20 protein-coding genes are annotated in these 17709 nt (G+C 67.7%); 9 read left to right on the forward strand and 11 right to left on the reverse strand.

The genetic code is table 11. From position 1 onward, the window contains the following. Nucleotide 1 precedes the first annotated feature (1 nt). A complete protein-coding gene (gene pgm / locus ACIOSY_RS07600; RefSeq protein WP_400851507.1) occupies nt 2-1645 on the reverse strand; it encodes a phosphoglucomutase (alpha-D-glucose-1,6-bisphosphate-dependent) in 1644 nt (547 codons plus the stop codon). 79 nt (nt 1646-1724) lie between these two features. Between pgm and pheA the strand changes: the two genes are divergently transcribed. Then, on the forward strand, nt 1725-2675 hold the full coding sequence (gene pheA / locus ACIOSY_RS07605; RefSeq protein WP_400851510.1) for a prephenate dehydratase: 951 nt from the start codon (nt 1725-1727) through the stop codon (nt 2673-2675). 20 nt (nt 2676-2695) lie between these two features. Here the strand turns inward: pheA and ACIOSY_RS07610 are convergent, their stop codons facing one another. The 5 genes from ACIOSY_RS07610 to ACIOSY_RS07630 all read right to left on the reverse strand — a co-directional run bounded on the left by ACIOSY_RS07610 (nt 2696) and on the right by ACIOSY_RS07630 (nt 6153). After that, nucleotides 2696-2905, reverse strand: coding sequence for a methyltransferase (locus ACIOSY_RS07610; RefSeq protein ID WP_400851513.1), 210 nt, complete (start codon nt 2903-2905; stop codon nt 2696-2698). 196 nt (nt 2906-3101) lie between these two features. Further along, a complete protein-coding gene (locus tag ACIOSY_RS07615; protein WP_400851516.1) occupies nt 3102-4082 on the reverse strand; it encodes a hypothetical protein in 981 nt (326 codons plus the stop codon). Nucleotides 4083-4265: 183 nt separating this feature from the next. Then, nucleotides 4266-5306 (reverse strand): LLM class flavin-dependent oxidoreductase, encoded by a 1041-nt coding sequence (locus tag ACIOSY_RS07620; RefSeq protein ID WP_400851519.1) that lies wholly within the window; start codon nt 5304-5306, stop codon nt 4266-4268. A gap of 105 nt (nt 5307-5411) precedes the next feature. After that, entirely contained in the window at nt 5412-5642 is a 231-nt protein-coding gene (locus tag ACIOSY_RS07625; protein WP_400851522.1) for a DUF2795 domain-containing protein, read from the reverse strand. 88 nt (nt 5643-5730) lie between these two features. Beyond that, complete coding sequence (locus ACIOSY_RS07630) at nt 5731-6153, reverse strand: Hsp20/alpha crystallin family protein (RefSeq protein WP_400851525.1); 423 nt, start codon at nt 6151-6153, stop codon at nt 5731-5733. A 124-nt stretch (nt 6154-6277) separates the two neighbouring features. Here ACIOSY_RS07630 and ACIOSY_RS07635 point away from each other — a divergent pair, with 124 nt between their 5' ends. Both ACIOSY_RS07635 and ACIOSY_RS07640 read left to right on the forward strand, forming a co-directional pair. Then, complete coding sequence (locus tag ACIOSY_RS07635) at nt 6278-6577, forward strand: MerR family transcriptional regulator (protein WP_400851528.1); 300 nt, start codon at nt 6278-6280, stop codon at nt 6575-6577. A gap of 29 nt (nt 6578-6606) precedes the next feature. Next, a complete protein-coding gene (locus ACIOSY_RS07640; RefSeq protein WP_400851531.1) occupies nt 6607-8337 on the forward strand; it encodes a cation:proton antiporter in 1731 nt (576 codons plus the stop codon). Between the two features lie 63 nt (nt 8338-8400). On the opposite strand, the gene ACIOSY_RS07645 is transcribed toward ACIOSY_RS07640, so the two are convergent. Next, nucleotides 8401-9828, reverse strand: a complete 1428-nt coding sequence (locus ACIOSY_RS07645) for a dicarboxylate/amino acid:cation symporter (RefSeq protein ID WP_400851534.1) — start codon at nt 9826-9828, stop codon at nt 8401-8403. Nucleotides 9829-10062: 234 nt separating this feature from the next. Here ACIOSY_RS07645 and ACIOSY_RS07650 point away from each other — a divergent pair, with 234 nt between their 5' ends. Continuing rightward, nucleotides 10063-10317: a hypothetical protein gene (locus tag ACIOSY_RS07650; protein WP_400851537.1), complete on the forward strand. Its 255-nt coding sequence runs from the start codon at nt 10063-10065 to the stop codon at nt 10315-10317. Nucleotides 10318-10382: 65 nt separating this feature from the next. Here ACIOSY_RS07650 and ACIOSY_RS07655 read toward each other — a convergent pair whose 3' ends face one another. Beyond that, entirely contained in the window at nt 10383-10733 is a 351-nt protein-coding gene (locus ACIOSY_RS07655) for a hypothetical protein (RefSeq protein WP_400851540.1), read from the reverse strand. Nucleotides 10734-10839: 106 nt separating this feature from the next. On the opposite strand from ACIOSY_RS07655, the gene ACIOSY_RS07660 reads away from it, so the two are divergent. Beyond that, nucleotides 10840-11229 carry a YbjQ family protein gene (locus ACIOSY_RS07660; RefSeq protein WP_400851543.1) on the forward strand — a complete coding sequence of 130 codons (390 nt, stop codon included), beginning with the start codon at nt 10840-10842 and terminating at the stop codon, nt 11227-11229. On the opposite strand, the gene ACIOSY_RS07665 is transcribed toward ACIOSY_RS07660, so the two are convergent. The 3 genes from ACIOSY_RS07665 to ACIOSY_RS07675 are packed head-to-tail and all read right to left on the reverse strand — an operon-like array spanning nt 11226 to nt 12846. Continuing rightward, nucleotides 11226-11462, reverse strand: a complete 237-nt coding sequence (locus ACIOSY_RS07665; RefSeq protein ID WP_400851546.1) for a helix-turn-helix domain-containing protein — start codon at nt 11460-11462, stop codon at nt 11226-11228. The genes ACIOSY_RS07660 and ACIOSY_RS07665 overlap by 4 nt on opposite strands. Then, nucleotides 11459-12208, reverse strand: a complete 750-nt coding sequence (locus tag ACIOSY_RS07670; RefSeq protein ID WP_400851549.1) for a hypothetical protein — start codon at nt 12206-12208, stop codon at nt 11459-11461. The genes ACIOSY_RS07665 and ACIOSY_RS07670 overlap by 4 nt, the downstream gene beginning before the upstream one ends. After that, a complete protein-coding gene (locus ACIOSY_RS07675) occupies nt 12208-12846 on the reverse strand; it encodes a hypothetical protein (RefSeq protein ID WP_400851552.1) in 639 nt (212 codons plus the stop codon). The genes ACIOSY_RS07670 and ACIOSY_RS07675 overlap by 1 nt, the downstream gene beginning before the upstream one ends. 182 nt (nt 12847-13028) lie before the next feature. Between ACIOSY_RS07675 and ACIOSY_RS07680 the strand changes: the two genes are divergently transcribed. From ACIOSY_RS07680 to ACIOSY_RS07695, 4 genes are all read left to right on the forward strand, one after another. Then, on the forward strand, nt 13029-15557 hold the full coding sequence (locus tag ACIOSY_RS07680) for an ATP-dependent Clp protease ATP-binding subunit (protein WP_400851555.1): 2529 nt from the start codon (nt 13029-13031) through the stop codon (nt 15555-15557). 205 nt (nt 15558-15762) lie between these two features. After that, nucleotides 15763-16266 (forward strand): amino-acid N-acetyltransferase, encoded by a 504-nt coding sequence (locus ACIOSY_RS07685; RefSeq protein ID WP_400851558.1) that lies wholly within the window; start codon nt 15763-15765, stop codon nt 16264-16266. 10 nt (nt 16267-16276) lie between these two features. After that, the gene (locus ACIOSY_RS07690; protein ID WP_400851561.1) at nt 16277-16933 is read left to right on the forward strand and encodes a hypothetical protein; all 657 of its coding nucleotides are present in this window, start codon (nt 16277-16279) and stop codon (nt 16931-16933) included. Between the two features lie 348 nt (nt 16934-17281). Beyond that, nucleotides 17282-17707: a dehydrogenase gene (locus tag ACIOSY_RS07695; RefSeq protein ID WP_400851564.1), complete on the forward strand. Its 426-nt coding sequence runs from the start codon at nt 17282-17284 to the stop codon at nt 17705-17707. Nucleotides 17708-17709: the final 2 nt, after the last annotated feature.

The raw sequence follows: 17709 nt of genomic DNA on the forward strand, positions 1-17709 counted from the left end.
GCTATGCCCCCAGCGCCGCTGACACCACAGCCCGCGCTTCCGACTGCACCTCGGCGAGGTGCTCCGGCCCGAGCAGGCTCTCGGCGTACAGCTTGTAGACGTCTTCGGTGCCCGAGGGGCGCGCGGCGAACCAGGCGTGCTCTGTCTGCACCTTCAGGCCGCCGATCGCCGCCCCGTTGCCGGGGGCGTGCGAGAGCTTGGCGACGATCTCCTCGCCGGCGAGCGTCGTCGCGCTGACGGCCTCGGGGGCGAGCTTGCCGAGGGTGGCCTTCTGCTCGGGCGTGGCCGGAGCATCCACCCGCTGGTAGGCCGATGAGCCGAACGCCTGCTCGAGCTCGGCATAGCGCTCCGACGGCGACTTGCCCGTCACGGCGATGATCTCGGCGGCCAGCAGGCACAGCAGGATGCCGTCCTTATCGGTCGACCACACCGAGCCGTCGATGCGCAGGAACGAAGCCCCCGCCGACTCTTCGCCGCCGAAGGCGACGGAGCCGTCGAGCAGCCCGGGCACGAACCACTTGAAGCCGACCGGCACCTCCAGCAGGCGGCGGCCGAGCGACTCGGCGACCCGGTCGATGATCATCGACGACACGAGGGTCTTGCCGATCGCGGCATCCCGCGGCCACTGCGCACGGTGCGAGAACAGGTAGTCGATCGCGACGGCCAGGTAGTGGTTCGGGTTCATGAGACCGGCATCCGGAGTCACGATGCCGTGCCGGTCGGCGTCGGCGTCGTTACCGGTGAGCACGTCGAAGTCGCCCTTCTTGGCGACGAGCGAGGCCATGGCCGACGGCGACGACGGATCCATGCGGATCTTCTCGTCCCAGTCCAGCGTCATGAAACGCCAGGTCGGATCGACCTCGGGGTTCACGACGGTGAGATCGAGGTCGTAGACCTCTTTGATGAGCGCCCAGTACTCCACGGATGCTCCACCCAACGGGTCGGCACCGATGCGCACTCCGCCGCGGCGGATCGCCTCGATGTCGATGATCGTCTCGAGGTCGCGCACGTACGCGTCGCGGAAGTCGTAGGTGGCGAGGGTGTCGGCGTCGAGGTCGGCGAAGCGCACGCGATGCACGCCCTCGAGACCGTTCTCGATGAGCTGGTTCGCGCGGTCGGCGATCCATCCGGTCGCGTCGGTGTCGGCGGGGCCGCCGTGCGGCGGGTTGTACTTGAAGCCGCCGTCGCGCGGTGGGTTGTGCGACGGGGTGACGACGATGCCGTCGGCGCGGCCGCTCGCACCAGCGGTGAGGGTGCGGTTGAAGGTGAGGATCGCATGGCTCAGCGCCGGGGTCGGCACGTACGAGTCGCGGGCATCGACGCGCACGTCGACGTCGTTCGCGACGAGCACCTCGATCGCACTGCGCTCGGCCGGGAGCGAGAGGGCGTGGGTGTCGCGGCCGAGGAACAGCGGACCGCTGATGCCCTGGCTGTTGCGGTAGTCGACGATCGCCTGCGTCGTCGCCAGGATGTGGTTCTCGTTGAAGCTGCCGCTGAGCGACGATCCGCGATGGCCGCTCGTGCCGAACGCGACGCGCTCGGCGGTCACGTCCGGTCGAGGAACACGGTCGTAGTAGGCGGCGATCAACTCGTCGACATCGATGAGGTCACTTTCCTCCGCGGGGAGGCCGGCACGGCTCGTCATGTGCTCAGTCTGCACCGATCCGGCCCGAGACGAAACTTCGTGTCCGCCGGGGGATCCGCCGAGGGAGGGGAGGGCTAAGGTGAAACGCGTGACTGAACGCCGTACCTACAGCTATCTGGGACCCGCAGGAACCTTCACGGAGGCCGCGCTCGACCAGGTCGCCGAGGCCCGCGGACAGCAGTGGCGCGCGGTGCACAACGTGGGCGAAGCGCTCGACGACGTACTCGAGGGGCGCAGCGACGCCGCGATGATCGCGATAGAGAACTCCATCGAGGGTGGCGTCTCCACCACGCAGGATGCTCTGGCGACTCTGCCGGGCCTGCGCATCATCGGCGAGTATCTGGTGCGCGTGAACTTCGTGCTCGTCGCGGCTCCCGGCACCACGCTCGACCAGGTGAGCGTCATCGCCGCACACCCCGTGGCGTACGCCCAGTGCCACGGCTGGCTCGGCGCGAACATCCCCGCGCACTCGCACGTACCGGCATCCAGCAACGTCGCCTCGGCCATCGGCGTGCTCGACGGCACGCTTCCGGCGCAAGCCGCGATCGCCGCCCCCGGCATCGTCAACCACTACGACGTCGAGGTGCTCGCGTCCGGCATCGGCGACAACGCGAACGCCGTGACCCGGTTCGTGCTCGTCTCGCGCACCACGGCTCCGCCCGCCCCGACCGGCGCGGACAAGACCTCGCTGATCGTCGAACTGCCGCACGACCACCCGGGTTCACTGCTCGAGATGCTCGAACAGTTCTCGACCCGCGGCATCAACCTGTCACTCATCGAGTCGCGTCCCATCGGAGACGAGCTCGGCCGCTATCGCTTCGTGATCGACGCCGACGGCCACATCGAGCACGAGCGTATGGCCGATGCCCTGCTCGGCATCCGTCGTTTCAGCCCGCGCGTGGTGTTCCTCGGCTCGTACCCGCGCGCCGACCGTCAGATCGTGCACTATCCCGACCGCTACGCCGACGACGTGTTCGTCGAAGCGCGCGACTGGCTGCGCGCCATCGTCTCGGGCGAGCCCGAAGACTGAGCTCGCTGCTTCCCGCGCGCTCAGTGCTCGCGGAAGTTCGGCCAATCGCTGCCCGGCGTCATCCGGGAGTACAGTGCCCCCTTGGCGATCGCGAGCGACGGGTACGTGCCGGCGGAAGCATCCGCCCCCGCCATCGTGACCCGGTAGCCCTCGTCGTCGTGACGGATGCTTCCGACCACTCCGTTCCGGCCGTAGGCGACCCAGAGCGCGAGCGTGGTGGTGGTGTTCATCGGTGAACTCCTCTCCTGCGCTGAGGGTACGCCCGCGCGGTCGCGTTGGCCAGACCCCTCTCCACTGTGCCTGGCCTGGCGTGGCGGCGCGGCGACATGCTGCGGGATCGATATGTCACGTCAAAACGCGTGTGAACGTGACATATTGATCCCGCAACGGCTGGCGGGGCGAGGCTGGCGGGGCGGAGCGGGGCGGTCAGCGGCGAGACGAGATGGCGCGGCGTACGCGGAACGCGAGCGCAGCGCCACCGTCAGCGAGATCGAGCTGGGTGACTCGGATCACGATCCAGCCATGATCCTCGAGGTCGCGTTGCCGACGGATATCGGTGCGCCACTGCTCTCGATCCGTCCGGTGACCGTCGCCCTCGTACTCGATCGCGATGCGCCACTGCGGATACGCGAGGTCGACCCGAGCGACGAATCGGCCATCGACTCGCACGGTGTATTGCAGCACGGGCTCAGGGAGGTGAAAGGCGCCCAGCAGAATCCGCGTTTCGGTCTCCTTGGGCGACTCGCTGCCTTCGCGCACGAGTTCCAGTGCTGCGCGCACCTTGCCGCATCCGGGAAAGCGCCCCCACTCGCTCAGCCGACGATCGATCATCGCGATCGTGGCCGGAGGGCGGTCGCCCCTCAGCCCGGGATAGTTCTGCGCGCGGGTCATCGAAGCCTCCACGATCACGGCAGTCTGGAGCGGAGCCAGCTCGGCGGCGCATACGACGACGGTCGCGATCGGATCGAGCACGGGGATGCCGTCGATCTCGCACACGGTGAGCCGGTCGGCCGACAGCCGTCGGCCGCGGACCCCGGCCGTGCGGGGCGGAGACGCGCCGGTTGCCACCGCGACGTCCACGGGCTCGTCGATACGCCACGGCATCGGAAGGGGGAGTCCCCACAGCCGCGCGGCTGTGCGCCCGGCGAATGCCTGCCCCGGGCGGAGGCGCGGCACGAAGCACGCGACGCGCTCAGCGAATGTCTCCGGATGCTGGAGGGCGCGTACCCCGTCGAACGGACGAGCGAGCTCGCCGGAGGACAACCGTGTGCGACCGATTCCCGAATGCTCGGCTCTGCGCACCGAGAAGCAGGGACCGAGCGAGGGCGGGAGGGGGATCCGATGACGCATCGCCCCATCGTCGCCGTGCCCGGCATCGCGCGAGCGGGCGAAAGCATCCGTCCCCATGTTCTGTGGACAACTCGCCCTGTGGACAGCGCGCGCCCCGAGCTCCCTCTCCCTACCCCACCCCACCCCACCGCTACCCCGCGCTGCGGGATCAATATGTCACGCCAAACAGCCCGGGAAGCCGACATATTGATCCCGCGGCGGAAAAAGCGCAGAGAGGAGGGGGAGGGAGAGGCGAAACCCCTACAGCGCCGCGGCGATCAGCTCCAGCGTCTGGGCGCGACCCGCGGCCGAGGCGGCGGGTTCGGCGGCATAGGCCCCGGCGACGGGCGAGAGCATGACCTCGTCGACGCCCCAGCGTGCGGCGAACTCGCGCACCTCGGTGGCGACCGACTCGCCCGTGCCGACGAACCAGCGCGAGCGTCCGGCGGCGACGGCCTGGTCTGTCGCGGCATCTGTCGTCGCGGCGAGTGCCTCTTCGACCGTCTCGAGCGCGATGAGCGGCTGGTTCAGGCGCAGCCGCGCCATCATGCGCAGCTGCGGCAGGGCGCGCGCCTCGGCCTCTTCGACCGTGGGCGAGGCGACGGCGTTGACCGTGAGGAACGTGCGGGGTTCCGGATGCTCCTCGCTGGGCTGGTATCCGGTGCGGTACAGGTCGAGCGCGCGCTCGAGGCCCTGGCCCGAGAAGTGGTTCGCGAAGACGTACGGCAGGCCGTGGGATGCTGCGAGCTGAGCCGAGTAGTCGCTCGAACCGAGCAGCCACACCTCGGGGGCGCCGGTCGCGGCGGGCGTCGCGCGCACGGTGTACTCGCCGCCGGAGGTGAAGCGCACGGTGGCGCCCTCGCCCGAGACGAGCGCCGCGATGTCCTGCACGTTGCGGGGGAACTGTTCGACGTCGCTGGTTGTGCCCGAGCCGCGCAGCAGCTGGGTGATCACCGGGTCGCTGCCGGGGGCGCGCCCGAGGCCGAGGTCGATGCGTCCGGGCGCGATGGCTTCGAGCGCCGCGAACTGCTCGGCGACGATGAGCGGGGCGTGGTTGGGCAGCATGACGCCGCCTGATCCCAGACGGATGCGCGAGGTGCGGGTCGCGGCGGCGGCGATCAGCACGGGGGGAGTGGTGGAGGCCACGGCCGGCATGTTGTGGTGTTCGGCGAACCAGTAGCGGCGATAGCCGAGCCGGTCGGCGATCTCGGCGAGCGAGAGGGAGGCGGCGATGGCCTCGGAGCTGGTCTGCCCCGTGCGCACCGGCACGAGGTCGAGGACGGAGAGTGCGACGTCATTCATCCCCTGCTGCAACCGGCGGGGAGGGTGGGGCATTCCCGGCGCGACCCTCGACGTGCTCGTGGGGCGCGGGCCGGACGCGGATCGCGCCGGGAGTGCATGGGGTGATCAGGCGGCTGCCGGCGCGCGGCGCGGTGCGAAGGCATCCGCCAGCGATCGACCGGCCAGGCGGTAGCGGATGCTCCAGCCTGCGCTGTAGCTCTGCTCGGGCAGTGCGGCGAGACGAGCGCGATCGTCGGGGTCGAGTCCGTCGCGGACTGCCTCGCGCAGCAGGTCGTCCTTCGTGGCCGGGTACTCCATGTCGGCCAGGAAGCGGTCGAGTGCGGGGGAGGTGGGCATGAGACTTTCCTTTCCGGGAGAGGGAGGGGGCACGCGACCGCGCGCCCCCTCGCGATGTGAAATGAGGTGAGGTGAGCCGTGGCCTCGATCAGGCGTCGATCGCCTGCCGCTGGTCGACCGATTCGACCGAGATCTTGCGCGGCTTCGCGCGCTCGCTCACGGGGATGATGACCGACAGCACGCCGCTTTCGTACGAGGCGCTGATGGCATCGAGATCGACGCCCTCGCCGAGCGTGAACTGGCGCAGGAACGTGCCGGCACCGCGTTCGCGGGCGAGCCAGCGGACGCCCTCCTGGGTGTCGGCGGTGCGTTGGGCGCGGATCGTCAGCTGCGCACCGTCGAGATCGACGTCGATCGAACCGGGGTCGGCGCCGGGCAGGTCGGCATGCAGGATGTAGCGGTCACCGTCGCGGTAGAGGTCCACCGGCATTGACCGGGGTGCGCGAACGGAGTCGAGCACGCTCGCGGCGAAGCGGTCGAGCTGACTGAACGGATCGAAGGTGAGTGCCATGGGTGTCTCCTTTCGTGCGGCCCTCTCGGGCTCGATATCCGATGCAGATGATCTGCATCGTTTGCTGTAGATTTTTTATAGAACAAACACCGCCCGGTTCGCAAGTCCGTCGAGGAGAGAACAGATGCCGCACCGCGACTCGCGCACACCGCTCTACGGCATCGCCGTCGCGGCTCAGCTCGTCGAGCTGCCCGAGGCGACCCTGCGCCTCTTCGAGAGCAAGGGACTCCTGACGCCGGCCCGCAGCGATGGCGGTACCCGCCGCTACAGCGACGACGACATCGACCGGCTGCGCCGAGCCGCGCAGCTGCGCGAAGACGGCATCAACATCGTGGGCATCGCCCGCGTGCTCGCCCTCCAAGACGAGAATGCCGGTCTGCACGGAGAGAACGCCGACCTGCGCGAGGCGCTCGACGAGAGGTGACCCGGGTGGACGGCCGCTAATCTGGCCGGATGGATGCCGAGATCTTCTATGTGCTGGTCGGTGCCGTGGTCGTGGCGGCGATCGCACGATGGCGGGGATGGCCGGCTCCGCTGCTCGTGACGGTGGTGGCGCTCGCGGTGTCGTTCCTGCCGTTCGTGCCGGAACTGCGCGCCGACGGACACCTGCTGCTGAACCTGGTGCTGCCGCCGCTGCTCTACTCGGCAGCGCTCGACGTCTCGTTCGTGAGCTTCAAGCGCAGCCTCCCCCAGATCCGTCGCCTGGGCATCTGGCTCGTACTGCTGACCGCGGTCGCCGTGGGGCTCATCGCCTGGTGGATCTTCCCCTCGCTCACCCTTCCCGGTGCCCTGCTGCTCGGCGCGATCGTCTCGCCGCCCGACGCGGTCTCGGCCGCCGCGATCGGCCGCAAGCTCGGTCTGCCGCGCCGCATCATGTCGGTGCTGTCGGGCGAGAGCCTCATCAACGACGCGACCTCGCTGACGCTGTACCGGGTGTTCGCCGCGATCCTCGCCGGGGCCACCCTCACGGTGTGGGACGGCGTGTGGCAGTTCATCGTCGCCGTCGCCGTCGGGGTGGCGATCGGCCTGGTCTTCGGCATCGCGCTGCACCAGCTGCGCATGCGCATCTCCGACCCGGTGGTGATCGGCACGTTCGGCCTGCTGGCCCCGTTCGGCGCCTACGCGATCGCCGAGCACCTCGGTGGATCGGGTGTGCTCGCCGTGGTGGCGATGGGACTCTATGTCGGCTTCAACGCCCCGCGCACCGACTACACGACCCGTCAGCAGGAGAAGCCGATCTGGCTGTCGGCCGACTTCCTGCTCGAGAGCTTCGTGTTCGCGTACATCGGGTTGCAGCTGCCGCGGGTGGTCAGCGACCTGGGTGCCGAGTCGATCGGCGAGATCCTGCTGCTGTCGGGCGTCGTGCTACTGGTCGTGCTCGTCGTGCGACCGCTGTTCATCTTCCCGGCCAACGCCTGGGCGAACTTCCAGGACCGCAAGCGTCTCGAGCGCTGGGATCGCGGGGTGGAATCGGGCGAGTTCCAGAAGCGTCAGAAGCAGTCGCGGCGGTGGGGCCAGTTCACGCCCGATGAGCTGCGCACCCAGATCGTGCGCGACCGCATGGCCGGGCTGCAGCTCACCTGGAAGGACAACGCGGTCATCTCCTGGGCGGGCATGCGCGGCGTGGTCACACTGGCGACCGCGCTCGCCGCGGCCGATCTGGCGACGCTCGACGAAGAGGCCTCGCACGCCATCGTCGTGGTCGCGTTCGTGGTGACCGTCGGCACGCTGCTGCTGCAGGGCCTCACGCTGCCGCTGCTCATCCGCCGCCTCGAGATCGCCAGCGACGTCGACCAGGAAGACGACGAGCGGGCCCTCGCCGCAGTGAAGGAGAAGAGCCGCAAGGCGGGCAAGGAGTTCCTCGCCGAGAAGCGCGTCGAGTGGGAGGCGAAGTACGGCGAGGTCGACCTCTCGATCTTCGATGCCTTCGCGAAGCGCATGACCCGGGTCGAGAAAGACACCGACGAGGCCCAGGAGGTCGAGGATGCCGCCACCAAGCCGTCGTACGAAGACCTCGTCTCGCTCTCGAAGGGCTGGCTGCAGGTGCGCCGCGAGATCCTGCTGAAGGAGCGCGACGCCGGCAACCTCGACGAGGAGGTCATGCGCGAGCTGATCGCGGCGATGGATGCCGAGGAGCTGGCGATGGACACCCGCAGCGCCACCCGTCCGGGAGAGCGCGCGTAGGTTCCGGTTCACGCACGAGCGCCCCGCCCTGGAAGGGGCGGGGCGCTCGTGCAACGGGCAGGCTCAGCGGGTGGCTGCGGGCTCCGTGCCGACAGCATCCGCCTCGAGCGCAGCGGTGTCGTCATCGTCGTTGTCATCGGCGAAGGGCAGGCCCTCGCGCGGTGCGTTGTAGAGCTCCTCGTTCAGGATGCCCTCGCGCTTGGCGACGATCGCCGGCACGAGCGCCTGGCCCGCGACGTTGACCGCGGTGCGACCCATGTCGAGGATCGGGTCGATCGCGAGCAGCAGGCCGACGCCCTCGAGCGGCAGGCCCAGGGTCGACAGCGTGAGGGTGAGCATCACGACCGCGCCGGTGGTGCCGGCGGTGGCGGCGGATCCGACCACCGAGACGATCACGAGCAGCAGGTACTGCACGAAGTTGAGTTCGATGCCGAAGAACTGGGCGACGAAGATCGCGGCGATGGCCGGGTAGATCGCAGCGCAGCCGTCCATCTTGGTCGTCGCACCGAACGGCACGGCGAACGAGGCGTACGAGCGGGGCACGCCGAGGTTGCGCTCGGTGACGCGCTCGGTGAGGGGCAGGGTGCCGATCGACGAGCGGCTGACGAACGCCAGCTGCACGGCGGGCCACACGCCCGAGAAGAACTGCTTGATCGAGAGGCCGTGCGTCTTCACGAGGATCGGGTAGACGACGAACAGCACGAGAGCGAGGCCGAGGTAGACGGCGATCGCGAACCAGCCGAGCGAGGCCAGCTTCTCCCAGCCGTACTTGACGACCGCCGCGCCGATGAGGCCGAAGGTGCCGAGCGGGGCGATGCGGATGATCCACCACAGCACGCGCTGGATGACCTTGAGCAGCGACTCGGTGAACGCGAGGAACGGCTCGGCCTTCTTGCCGGCCTTGAGTGCGGCGATGCCGACGGCGGCGGCCACGACGATGACCTGCAGGATGTTGAAGCTCACGCTCGAGGTCACGGCGCCCGCCTCGGGGTTGAACGAGCTGCTCACGCCCAGGCCGAGGAAGTTCTGCGGGATGAGGCCCAGCAGGAAGTTCCACCAGGTGCCCACGGTGTACGGGTCGCCGGTCTCGAGGCCTTCGCCGACGCGGTTGCCCGGCTGGATCACGAGGCCCAGCACGATGCCGATGACGACGGCGATGAACGCGGTGATCGCGAACCACAGCAGCGTCTGGCCGGCGAGGCGGGCGGCGTTCTGCACGCGACGCAGGTTCGAGATGCTGGCGACGATGGCGGTGAAGATGAGGGGCACGACGGCGGCGCGCAGCAGCGTGACGTACGAGCTGCCGATCGTGTCGAGCGTGGCCGAGAGGCCGTTCGGGTTGTCGGCGGTCGCGCCGAGCTGGCGGCCGATGAGGCCGGCGGCGACGCCGAGGACGAGGGCGGCGAGGATCTGGAAGCCGAACGAGGTCAGCAGCTTCCGGATCGGTCCGCGGGTGTCAGGCGCCTTGGCGGCGCGAGAGGTGGTACTCATTGCGGGGGAACTCCAGAGACAAATCGCGGCATGCCGATATACACGCCATAACGCTCAACGCTATGTCTGTCTGAGAATTCCCTGGGTGGAAATGACGAAGGATGACGGATGGCGGAGCATCCGCAGCATATTGGTTGACGAACCGTTCAGCCTTGAAGTTCATCCAATCGATGGATAGTTTAGATGTGTGCCTGCCAACGAAGGCAGGCCATGAACAACCTCGGAGGGTATGTCATGAACAAGATCAAGACGAAGTTCGCGGTGGGGGCGGCGGCATTGGCTTTGGCCGCCGCAATGGGCGGACTGGGCGCCGCGTCTCCCGCTAGTGCTGTCACGCACGAAACCCTCGCATTTATGTCAGGCGGCGGCGGAGGAGTGAGCTGCGCCGTGCAGGGCTACCACCAATCTCAGCAGCTCAAGAGCCAGGGGTACACGGTGCACAACTTCTGGTGTTCGGGTATCTATCTCTTTGTTTCCGTGAGCAAGTAGCCCCTGCACCAACGATCGAGCGGGTGCCCATTGTGCTGGGCACCCGCTCGATCGTTGCGTACGAACTACTCAGCGGTGAGGCAGTCCTGGCCGGCGGACGTGATGGTCTCCTGCGCGAGCGCGAAGTCCTTCTCATTGGTCGTCGCGTTCTGGTCACCCTTGGCGATGGCGTCGAGCGTCTCGTTCGAGACCTCGGAGTCGACGAGAGCTTCCGAGATGCACAGCATGACGGGCTCGGTCAGTGTGTCACCCATGCCCTGGTCTTCGAGGACCTTCTGAAGGCCGTCGGCCACCTTCTCTGCGGACGGGCGCTCGACGGCGCCACCACAGGCGGCGAGCGAGAGGGCGAGGGCCGCGGCGGGCAGGGCCAGCAGCAGGCGGGAGCGGGTGCGCAGTTTCCGGTCGAAGTTCATCATGGTCTCAGGCTAGCGGCTCTCAGCCCACTGATAGGAATATCGATATGGGGATATCTACCCATCCCGTTCTTCTGCTAGAGAGCGGGAACTCTGGCACGATGGCCTCATGTTCATGGTGACGACGAACGACATCCCCGGCTATCGCATCACGCAGGTGCTCGGCGAGGTCATGGGCCTCACCGTGCGCTCGACCGACTTCGGGCAGGGATTCGCCGCCGGATTCCGCTCGCTCGGCGGCGGTGAGATCCCCGAGTACACGCAGGTGATGTACGAGGCGCGGCAGGTCGTGATGGGCCGCATGTGGAACGAGGCGCAGCAGCGCGGGGGCAACGCGATCGTCGCGATGCGCTTCGACGCCGGGTCGATTCAGAACTTCACCGAGATCTGCGCCTACGGCACCGCGGTGGTCGTCGAGCCGCTCACGCCCCAGGCATCCGCCCCGACGCAGCCGCCGGCAGCCACCTACGCCCAGCCGCCGACGCCGCCCCAGTTCTAACGGTCGGCGAGGACCAGCAGGTCGCCGACCTCGCAGCCGAGCGCATCGCAGATCGCCCGCAGCGTCGAATAGCGGATGGCGCGGGCGCGGTCGTTCTTGAGCACCGAGAGGTTCACGATGCTCACCCCCACGCGCGCGCTCAGTTCGGTGAGCGTCATGCCGCGCTCGGCGAGCAGCTCGTCGAGGCGGCAGTGGATGCCCGTGAGCTCGTCGTCGTTCTCGGCCGGGCTCATACGAGACCCTCGGTTTCCTTCTGAAGGGCTTCGTTCTCGTTCTGCAGCCGGATGCCCTGGCGGAAGACCGCGGCGAGGGCGGCGAGCGCTAGCGCCGCGATGATCGGCAGGGGAGTGACCGCCATCTGGAAGGTCTCGGGGTAGAGCGGGCTGTCAAACGGCACGGCGGAGCGCAGCGCGATGGTCGAGGCGATGCCCGGCAGGAGGTCGTTCGCGATGCCCAGCACGAGCACGGCGATCGATCCGCCGACGAGCGCCCGGGTGATCGTCGTGGTGAACGGGCGCCCGCGCAGCGTCTGGAAGCAGATGACGGCGATCAGCACGGCGGGGATCGTCGAGTAGAGCTGTGCGCACGCCTGTGCCGCCGCCGCAAGCACCCGAGTCGCCACGTCCGGATCGGAGATCGTCAGGGTCGACGTCGCAGCGCTCGCGCACCACAGCTCGGTGCGACCCGAGACCTCCGCGGCCTCCCGGCAGGGCAGGTCGGTCGCCCACGGAATGTTCATCGGCGCGTTGCCGATCTCGGCGAAGTCGCCGGTGAACGCCTTGCCGATGATGAAGAGGAGCCCCACGGCGGAGAGGATCACCCACCAGGAGCTGAGGGTGAGCGTGACGTCGAGGGCCAGCGTCGTGCTCTTGCGACGGCGGCCGATCACCACGACGACACCCGCGATCACCGCGAGCACGGCCAGGATGATGGCGATGCGCAGAAGAGTGGCCGGCAGTTCGGTACCCGAGGCGAGCATCAGACCAGTCCCTCCGTCTCCTTCTCGAGCGTCGCCTTCTCGCGCTGCAGACGGTCGCCGACGGTGAAGGCGGTGGCGATGACGCTGACGATGAATGCGGCGAGCACGAAGGTGAAGGGCTCGACGCTGATCACCACGGTGTCGAGCTTGTTGTCGGTGACGATGTTGACGGTGGCGTTCGCGAGCATGTTGTCGAAGAACTGCACCGCGGCGAAGCCGAGGAGGCCGGTGATGCTGGCCGTCGTCACCAACCGGGTGTTGCGGCGACTGAACACCTGTCCGCCGATGATGCTGCGCGACAGCAGGAGCAGGCATCCGATGACCGTGACGACGGTGAGGATCAGCGCGAGCTGGCCCAGGATGCCGGGCACGATGGCGATCGGAGTGAGCTGAGGGGCGACGAGGATGCCCCGGTCGAGCTCGATCGGCACCGTGCCGGCTCCATCGGCGAGGGGGATCTCGGCCACGTTGTCGACGAATTGCACGGCGACCGGCACGCTGGTGCCGCTGGCCAGGACGATGATGCGCATGATCGCGGTGATGCTGATCCAGGCCGCGATGATGAAGCCGGCGATCGAGAATCCGATGATGCCCCCGCGGTCTCCGCGGGAGAGTGTGTTCTGCTCCGAGGTGCTCATGATCGCTCCTTATCGTTTATCGATGTTATCGACTCCCGTTAACGTAACGATTCTCGATAACCCCGTCAACCCCTCCCCGCACTATGCCGACGGCGAACACGGGCATACACGGCATCCGCGGTGGTTACTCTCGGTATACAAGCGCTCGCACCCACAGGGACGTGCGAACCAAGGAGTGAACAATGTTCGAGAGATTCACGGACCGAGCCCGTCGTGTGGTCGTCCTCGCCCAAGAAGAGGCGAAGATGCTCAACCACAACTACATCGGAACCGAGCACATCCTGCTCGGCCTCATCCACGAAGGCGAAGGTGTCGCCGCCAAGGCGCTGGAGTCGCTGGGTATCTCCCTCGACGCCGTGCGCGAGCAGGTGCAGGACATCATCGGCCAGGGTCAGCAGCAGCCGACCGGGCACATCCCCTTCACCCCCCGTGCCAAGAAGGTGCTCGAGCTCAGCCTCCGCGAGGCTCTGCAGCTCGGTCACAACTACATCGGCACCGAGCACATCCTGCTCGGTCTCATCCGCGAGGGTGAGGGTGTCGCCGCACAGGTGCTCGTCAAGCTCGGCGCCGACCTCAACAAGGTGCGCCAGCAGGTCATCCAGCTGCTCTCCGGTGCTCCGGGGCGCGAGCCCGCGGCCGTCGGTGCGCAGAGCAACGACACCCCGAGCGCGCAGGGCGGCTCGCAGGTTCTCGACCAGTTCGGTCGCAACCTGACGCAGGCCGCGCGCGACAACAAGCTCGACCCGGTCATCGGGCGCGAGAAGGAAGCGGAGCGGGTCATGCAGATCCTCTCCCGCCGCTCCAAGAACAACCCCGTGCTGATCGGTGAGCCCGGCGTCGGCAAGACCGCCGTCGTCGAGGGCCTCGCGCAGGCCATCGTCAAGGGCGATGTTCCCGAGACGCTGAAGGACAAGCAGCTCTACTCGCTCGACCTCGGCTCGCTCATCGCCGGTTCCCGCTACCGCGGTGACTTCGAGGAGCGCCTGAAGAAGGTCACCAAGGAGATCCGCACGCGCGGCGACATCATCGTCTTCATCGACGAGATCCACACCCTCGTGGGTGCGGGTGCCGCCGAGGGCGCGATCGATGCGGCCAGCATCCTCAAGCCGCTCCTCGCTCGTGGCGAGCTCCAGACCATCGGTGCCACCACGCTCGACGAGTACCGCAAGCACTTCGAGAAGGATGCCGCGCTCGAGCGTCGCTTCCAGCCCGTGCAGGTCAACGAGCCGAGCCTGCCGCACGCGATCAACATCCTCAAGGGACTGCGCGACCGCTACGAGGCGCACCACAAGGTGCAGATCACCGACGGTGCGATCGTGGCCGCGGCGAACCTCGCCGACCGTTACGTCTCCGACCGCTTCCTGCCCGACAAGGCCATCGACCTGATCGACGAGGCCGGCGCACGCCTGCGTCTGTCGATCCTGTCGAGCCCGCCCGAGCTGCGCGAATTCGACGAGAAGATCGCCAAGGTGCGCGAGCAGAAGGAAGTCGCCAGCGAAGAGCAGGACTTCGAGAAGGCCGCGTCGCTGCGCGATGAGGAGAAGAGCCTCCTCGCCGAGCGTCTGCGTCTCGAGAAGCAGTGGCGTGCGGGCGACGTCGCCACCTCCGCGGTGGTCGACGAGGGTCTGATCGCCGAGGTGCTCGCACAGGCCACCGGCATCCCCGTCTTCAAGCTGACGGAAGAGGAGTCCAGCCGACTCGTCTTCATGGAGAAGGCGCTGCACCAGCGCGTCATCGGTCAGGAAGAGGCGATCGCCGCTCTGTCCAAGACCATCCGTCGTCAGCGCGCCGGCCTCAAGGACCCGAAGCGTCCCTCGGGCTCGTTCATCTTCGCCGGCCCCACGGGCGTCGGAAAGACCGAGCTCGCCAAGGCGCTCGCCGAGTTCCTGTTCGACGACGAAGCTGCGCTGATCTCGCTCGACATGAGCGAGTTCGGCGAGAAGCACACCGTCTCGCGTCTGTTCGGTGCCCCTCCCGGGTTCGTCGGATTCGAAGAGGGTGGCCAGCTCACCGAGAAGGTGCGGCGCAAGCCGTTCAGCGTGGTGCTCTTCGACGAGATCGAGAAGGCGCACCCCGACATCTTCAACTCGCTGCTGCAGATCCTCGAAGAGGGTCGGCTCACCGACGGCCAGGGTCGGATCGTGGACTTCAAGAACACGGTCATCATCATGACCACCAACCTCGGTGCCCGCGACATCGCCGGAGGCCCCGTCGGCTTCCAGCTCGAGGGCAACAGCTCGACCAGCTACGACCGGATGAAGGGCAAGGTGAACGAAGAGCTCAAGCGGCACTTCAAGCCCGAGTTCCTCAACCGTGTCGACGACATCATCGTGTTCCCGCAGCTCAGCAAGACCGAGCTGGTGCAGATCGTCGATCTGTTCACCAAGCGCCTCGGCGAGCGTCTGCTCGACCGCGACATGACGATCGAGCTGTCGCAGCCGGCGAAGGAACGTCTCATCGAGATCGGCTTCGACCCGTCGCTGGGCGCTCGACCGCTGCGTCGCGCGATGCAGCACGAGATCGAAGACCGTCTGTCCGAGAAGATCCTGCACGGCGAGCTCAACGCGGGCGACCACGTGAAGGTCGACGCGAAGGACGGCGAGTTCCTCTTCGAGCACGGTCCGCGCGATGGCGGCCCGGTCTCAGTGGGTGTGAACACCGGCGGCGAGATCTCCGCCACCCCCGACCTGGCGGTCGCCAGCGGGGAGTGATCCTTCGACGGACTGAGTCCTGAAAGGGGCGGATGCTTCGGCATCCGCCCCTTTTCTGTGTCTCTCGTCTCCGGAGTGACGTTCCCGTGAGGGGTCAGAACACGCCGCGTCGGGCGCGTTGCGTTGGGCGTGTCTTGACCTCTCGTGCGGGTGGGGTGCGGTGCGCGGTCAGGGTCCGGCCAGGACGGGGTTCTAGGCTGGGTGGGTGAGCGAGTACATCGTCCGACCGGCGCGCAGCGCCGACATCGTCGGCATCCGCAACCTGCTGCAGCCGCTCGTCGAGCAGCGCATCCTCCTCGGAAAGGACCTGGCCGTGCTGTACGGCGCGGTGCAGGAGTTCGTCGTCGCCGAGGCCGACGGCCAGCTGATCGGATGTGGCGCGCTCCACGTGTTCTGGGAAGACCTCGGTGAGGTGCGCACGCTGCTGGTCAGCGATGAGTGGTTGCACCACGGTGTGGGGCGCGCGATCGTCGACCGTCTGGAAGAGAACGCGGTGACCCTCGGGCTCTCGCGACTGTTCTGCCTGACCTTCGAGGTCGAGTTTTTCGGGCGCCGCGGCTACACGCCGATCGGTGAGCAGGTCGTCGACTCCGACGTCTACTCGCAGCTGCTGCGCAGCGGTGACGCCGGCGTCGAGGAGTTCCTCGATCTCGCGCACGTCAAGCCCAACACGCTCGGCAACACACGTATGCTCAAGCGGCTCAACTAGCCTGTAACCCATGCCTCGTCAGTATGCAGCCGTCTATCGTCGTCGACGGGTCGTCCTGCTCGGCGGACTGATCGTTCTCGTCGCCGCACTCGGAATCGGCATCTGGCTGGTCGTCGCTCAGCCGTGGGCGGCCGCCGACGCGACGCCGAGTCCGACTCCGAGTGCGTCGGCGTCGCAGACCCCGTCGTCGACGCCGAGCGCGGAGACCGAGTCTCCGGCGCCCGACCCGGTGCCGTCGGCCGATGAGTCGCCCGCAATCGTCGCCTGCGAGGCGAAGGACATCGAGGTGTCGGCGGTCTCCGACGCCGACACCTACGCCGACGGCGTCATGCCGCAGCTCTCGATCTCCCTCACCAACAACGGGGCGACCGACTGCACGCTCGATGTCGGCTCGACGATGCAGTCGTTCACCGTGTCGAGCGGGGAAGACGTGTGGTGGCGCTCCACCGACTGCCAGGAGAACCCGAGCAGCATGATCGCGACGCTCACGGCGGGCACCACGGTCACCAGCAAGGAGCCGGTGACCTGGGACCGCACGCGATCGAGCGTCGAGACCTGCACGCAGGAGAACAGGCAGCGCGCCCCCGGTGGGGGAGCGTCGTATCACGTGGCCGTGTCGATCGGTGGCTTCCCGAGCACGTCGACGAAGCAGATCCTGCTGTACTGAACGGTCCGCCGCCACTGCCGAAATCGAAGGCGCGGGGGCTGTGCGGCGATCAAAAGCGTAGGAGATTTAGTTTTCTTCGTGCGAAAAGCGGTGTTCTCCGGTGTACCGGCTGACACGGACGCCCCTTTGGGATACCATTGAGGTGGTTCTCTGATCTTTGCGGCAACATGCCATCCCCAGTGGCGTCGAGCTACAGCGTCCCCAGCGCTTCGACATCGCCGCTCGAGAACCCGAGGGCCCTCTCGAGTACCCCAGTCCCCACTGGATGAGTCGAGAGGGCCCCAATCTTTTCTGCGGCGGTCTCCGCCCCGGGATGCCGAGAGTTTGCCACGCCCATAGGCTGGACGCATGGCAGCGAAGAAGGCGAAGAGCTCGGCGAAGAAGAAGAGCGCGAAGAAGCCCGCACCGGAAGACTTCCGATCCGAGGCGCTGGCGCTCGCTCTCGAGAAGCAGGACATCGCAGCAGTCGCCCTCGCGCTGCGCAACGGCACCACGGTCGTTCCGCTCGTCAAGCCCGGCGCCCGTGACAATCCGCTCGACAGCGGCGAGGTCTGGACCTATCGCGACCCGAACAGCGGTGACCTCGCGCTGCTGCTGTTCAGCGACGCGAAGAACAAGCCGGAGAACCTGCCTCCCGGAGTCGGGATCTACTCGCCCGAGTGGCTGCGCTCGTTCCTCGGCACGCACCCGATCACGACGGTGTTCCTCGACATCGCCGGTCCCCACCCGATGCAGGCATCGCCGCAGGATCTGCTGAAGGCGCTGGAAGCCTGACG

This window comes from Microbacterium sp. NPDC087665, from assembly GCF_044743285.1.
Classification (GTDB): Bacteria; Actinomycetota; Actinomycetes; order Actinomycetales; family Microbacteriaceae; genus Microbacterium.

Coding starts and splice junctions, on each gene's coding strand:
- ACIOSY_RS07655 (WP_400851540.1), bottom strand. CDS start 10,733: ATGATGAACTTCGACCGGAAACTGCGCACCCGCTCCCGCCTGCTGCTG.
- ACIOSY_RS07690 (WP_400851561.1), top strand. CDS start 16,277: ATGCCTCGTCAGTATGCAGCCGTCTATCGTCGTCGACGGGTCGTCCTG.
- ACIOSY_RS07620 (WP_400851519.1), bottom strand. CDS start 5,306: ATGAATGACGTCGCACTCTCCGTCCTCGACCTCGTGCCGGTGCGCACG.
- ACIOSY_RS07670 (WP_400851549.1), bottom strand. CDS start 12,208: ATGCTCGCCTCGGGTACCGAACTGCCGGCCACTCTTCTGCGCATCGCC.
- ACIOSY_RS07635 (WP_400851528.1), top strand. CDS start 6,278: ATGCCGCACCGCGACTCGCGCACACCGCTCTACGGCATCGCCGTCGCG.
- ACIOSY_RS07610 (WP_400851513.1), bottom strand. CDS start 2,905: ATGAACACCACCACCACGCTCGCGCTCTGGGTCGCCTACGGCCGGAAC.
- ACIOSY_RS07645 (WP_400851534.1), bottom strand. CDS start 9,828: ATGAGTACCACCTCTCGCGCCGCCAAGGCGCCTGACACCCGCGGACCG.
- ACIOSY_RS07660 (WP_400851543.1), top strand. CDS start 10,840: ATGTTCATGGTGACGACGAACGACATCCCCGGCTATCGCATCACGCAG.
- ACIOSY_RS07675 (WP_400851552.1), bottom strand. CDS start 12,846: ATGAGCACCTCGGAGCAGAACACACTCTCCCGCGGAGACCGCGGGGGC.
- ACIOSY_RS07650 (WP_400851537.1), top strand. CDS start 10,063: ATGAACAAGATCAAGACGAAGTTCGCGGTGGGGGCGGCGGCATTGGCT.
- pgm (WP_400851507.1), bottom strand. CDS start 1,645: ATGACGAGCCGTGCCGGCCTCCCCGCGGAGGAAAGTGACCTCATCGAT.
- ACIOSY_RS07625 (WP_400851522.1), bottom strand. CDS start 5,642: ATGCCCACCTCCCCCGCACTCGACCGCTTCCTGGCCGACATGGAGTAC.
- ACIOSY_RS07680 (WP_400851555.1), top strand. CDS start 13,029: ATGTTCGAGAGATTCACGGACCGAGCCCGTCGTGTGGTCGTCCTCGCC.
- ACIOSY_RS07615 (WP_400851516.1), bottom strand. CDS start 4,082: ATGGGGACGGATGCTTTCGCCCGCTCGCGCGATGCCGGGCACGGCGAC.
- ACIOSY_RS07695 (WP_400851564.1), top strand. CDS start 17,282: ATGGCAGCGAAGAAGGCGAAGAGCTCGGCGAAGAAGAAGAGCGCGAAG.
- ACIOSY_RS07665 (WP_400851546.1), bottom strand. CDS start 11,462: ATGAGCCCGGCCGAGAACGACGACGAGCTCACGGGCATCCACTGCCGC.
- ACIOSY_RS07640 (WP_400851531.1), top strand. CDS start 6,607: ATGGATGCCGAGATCTTCTATGTGCTGGTCGGTGCCGTGGTCGTGGCG.
- ACIOSY_RS07630 (WP_400851525.1), bottom strand. CDS start 6,153: ATGGCACTCACCTTCGATCCGTTCAGTCAGCTCGACCGCTTCGCCGCG.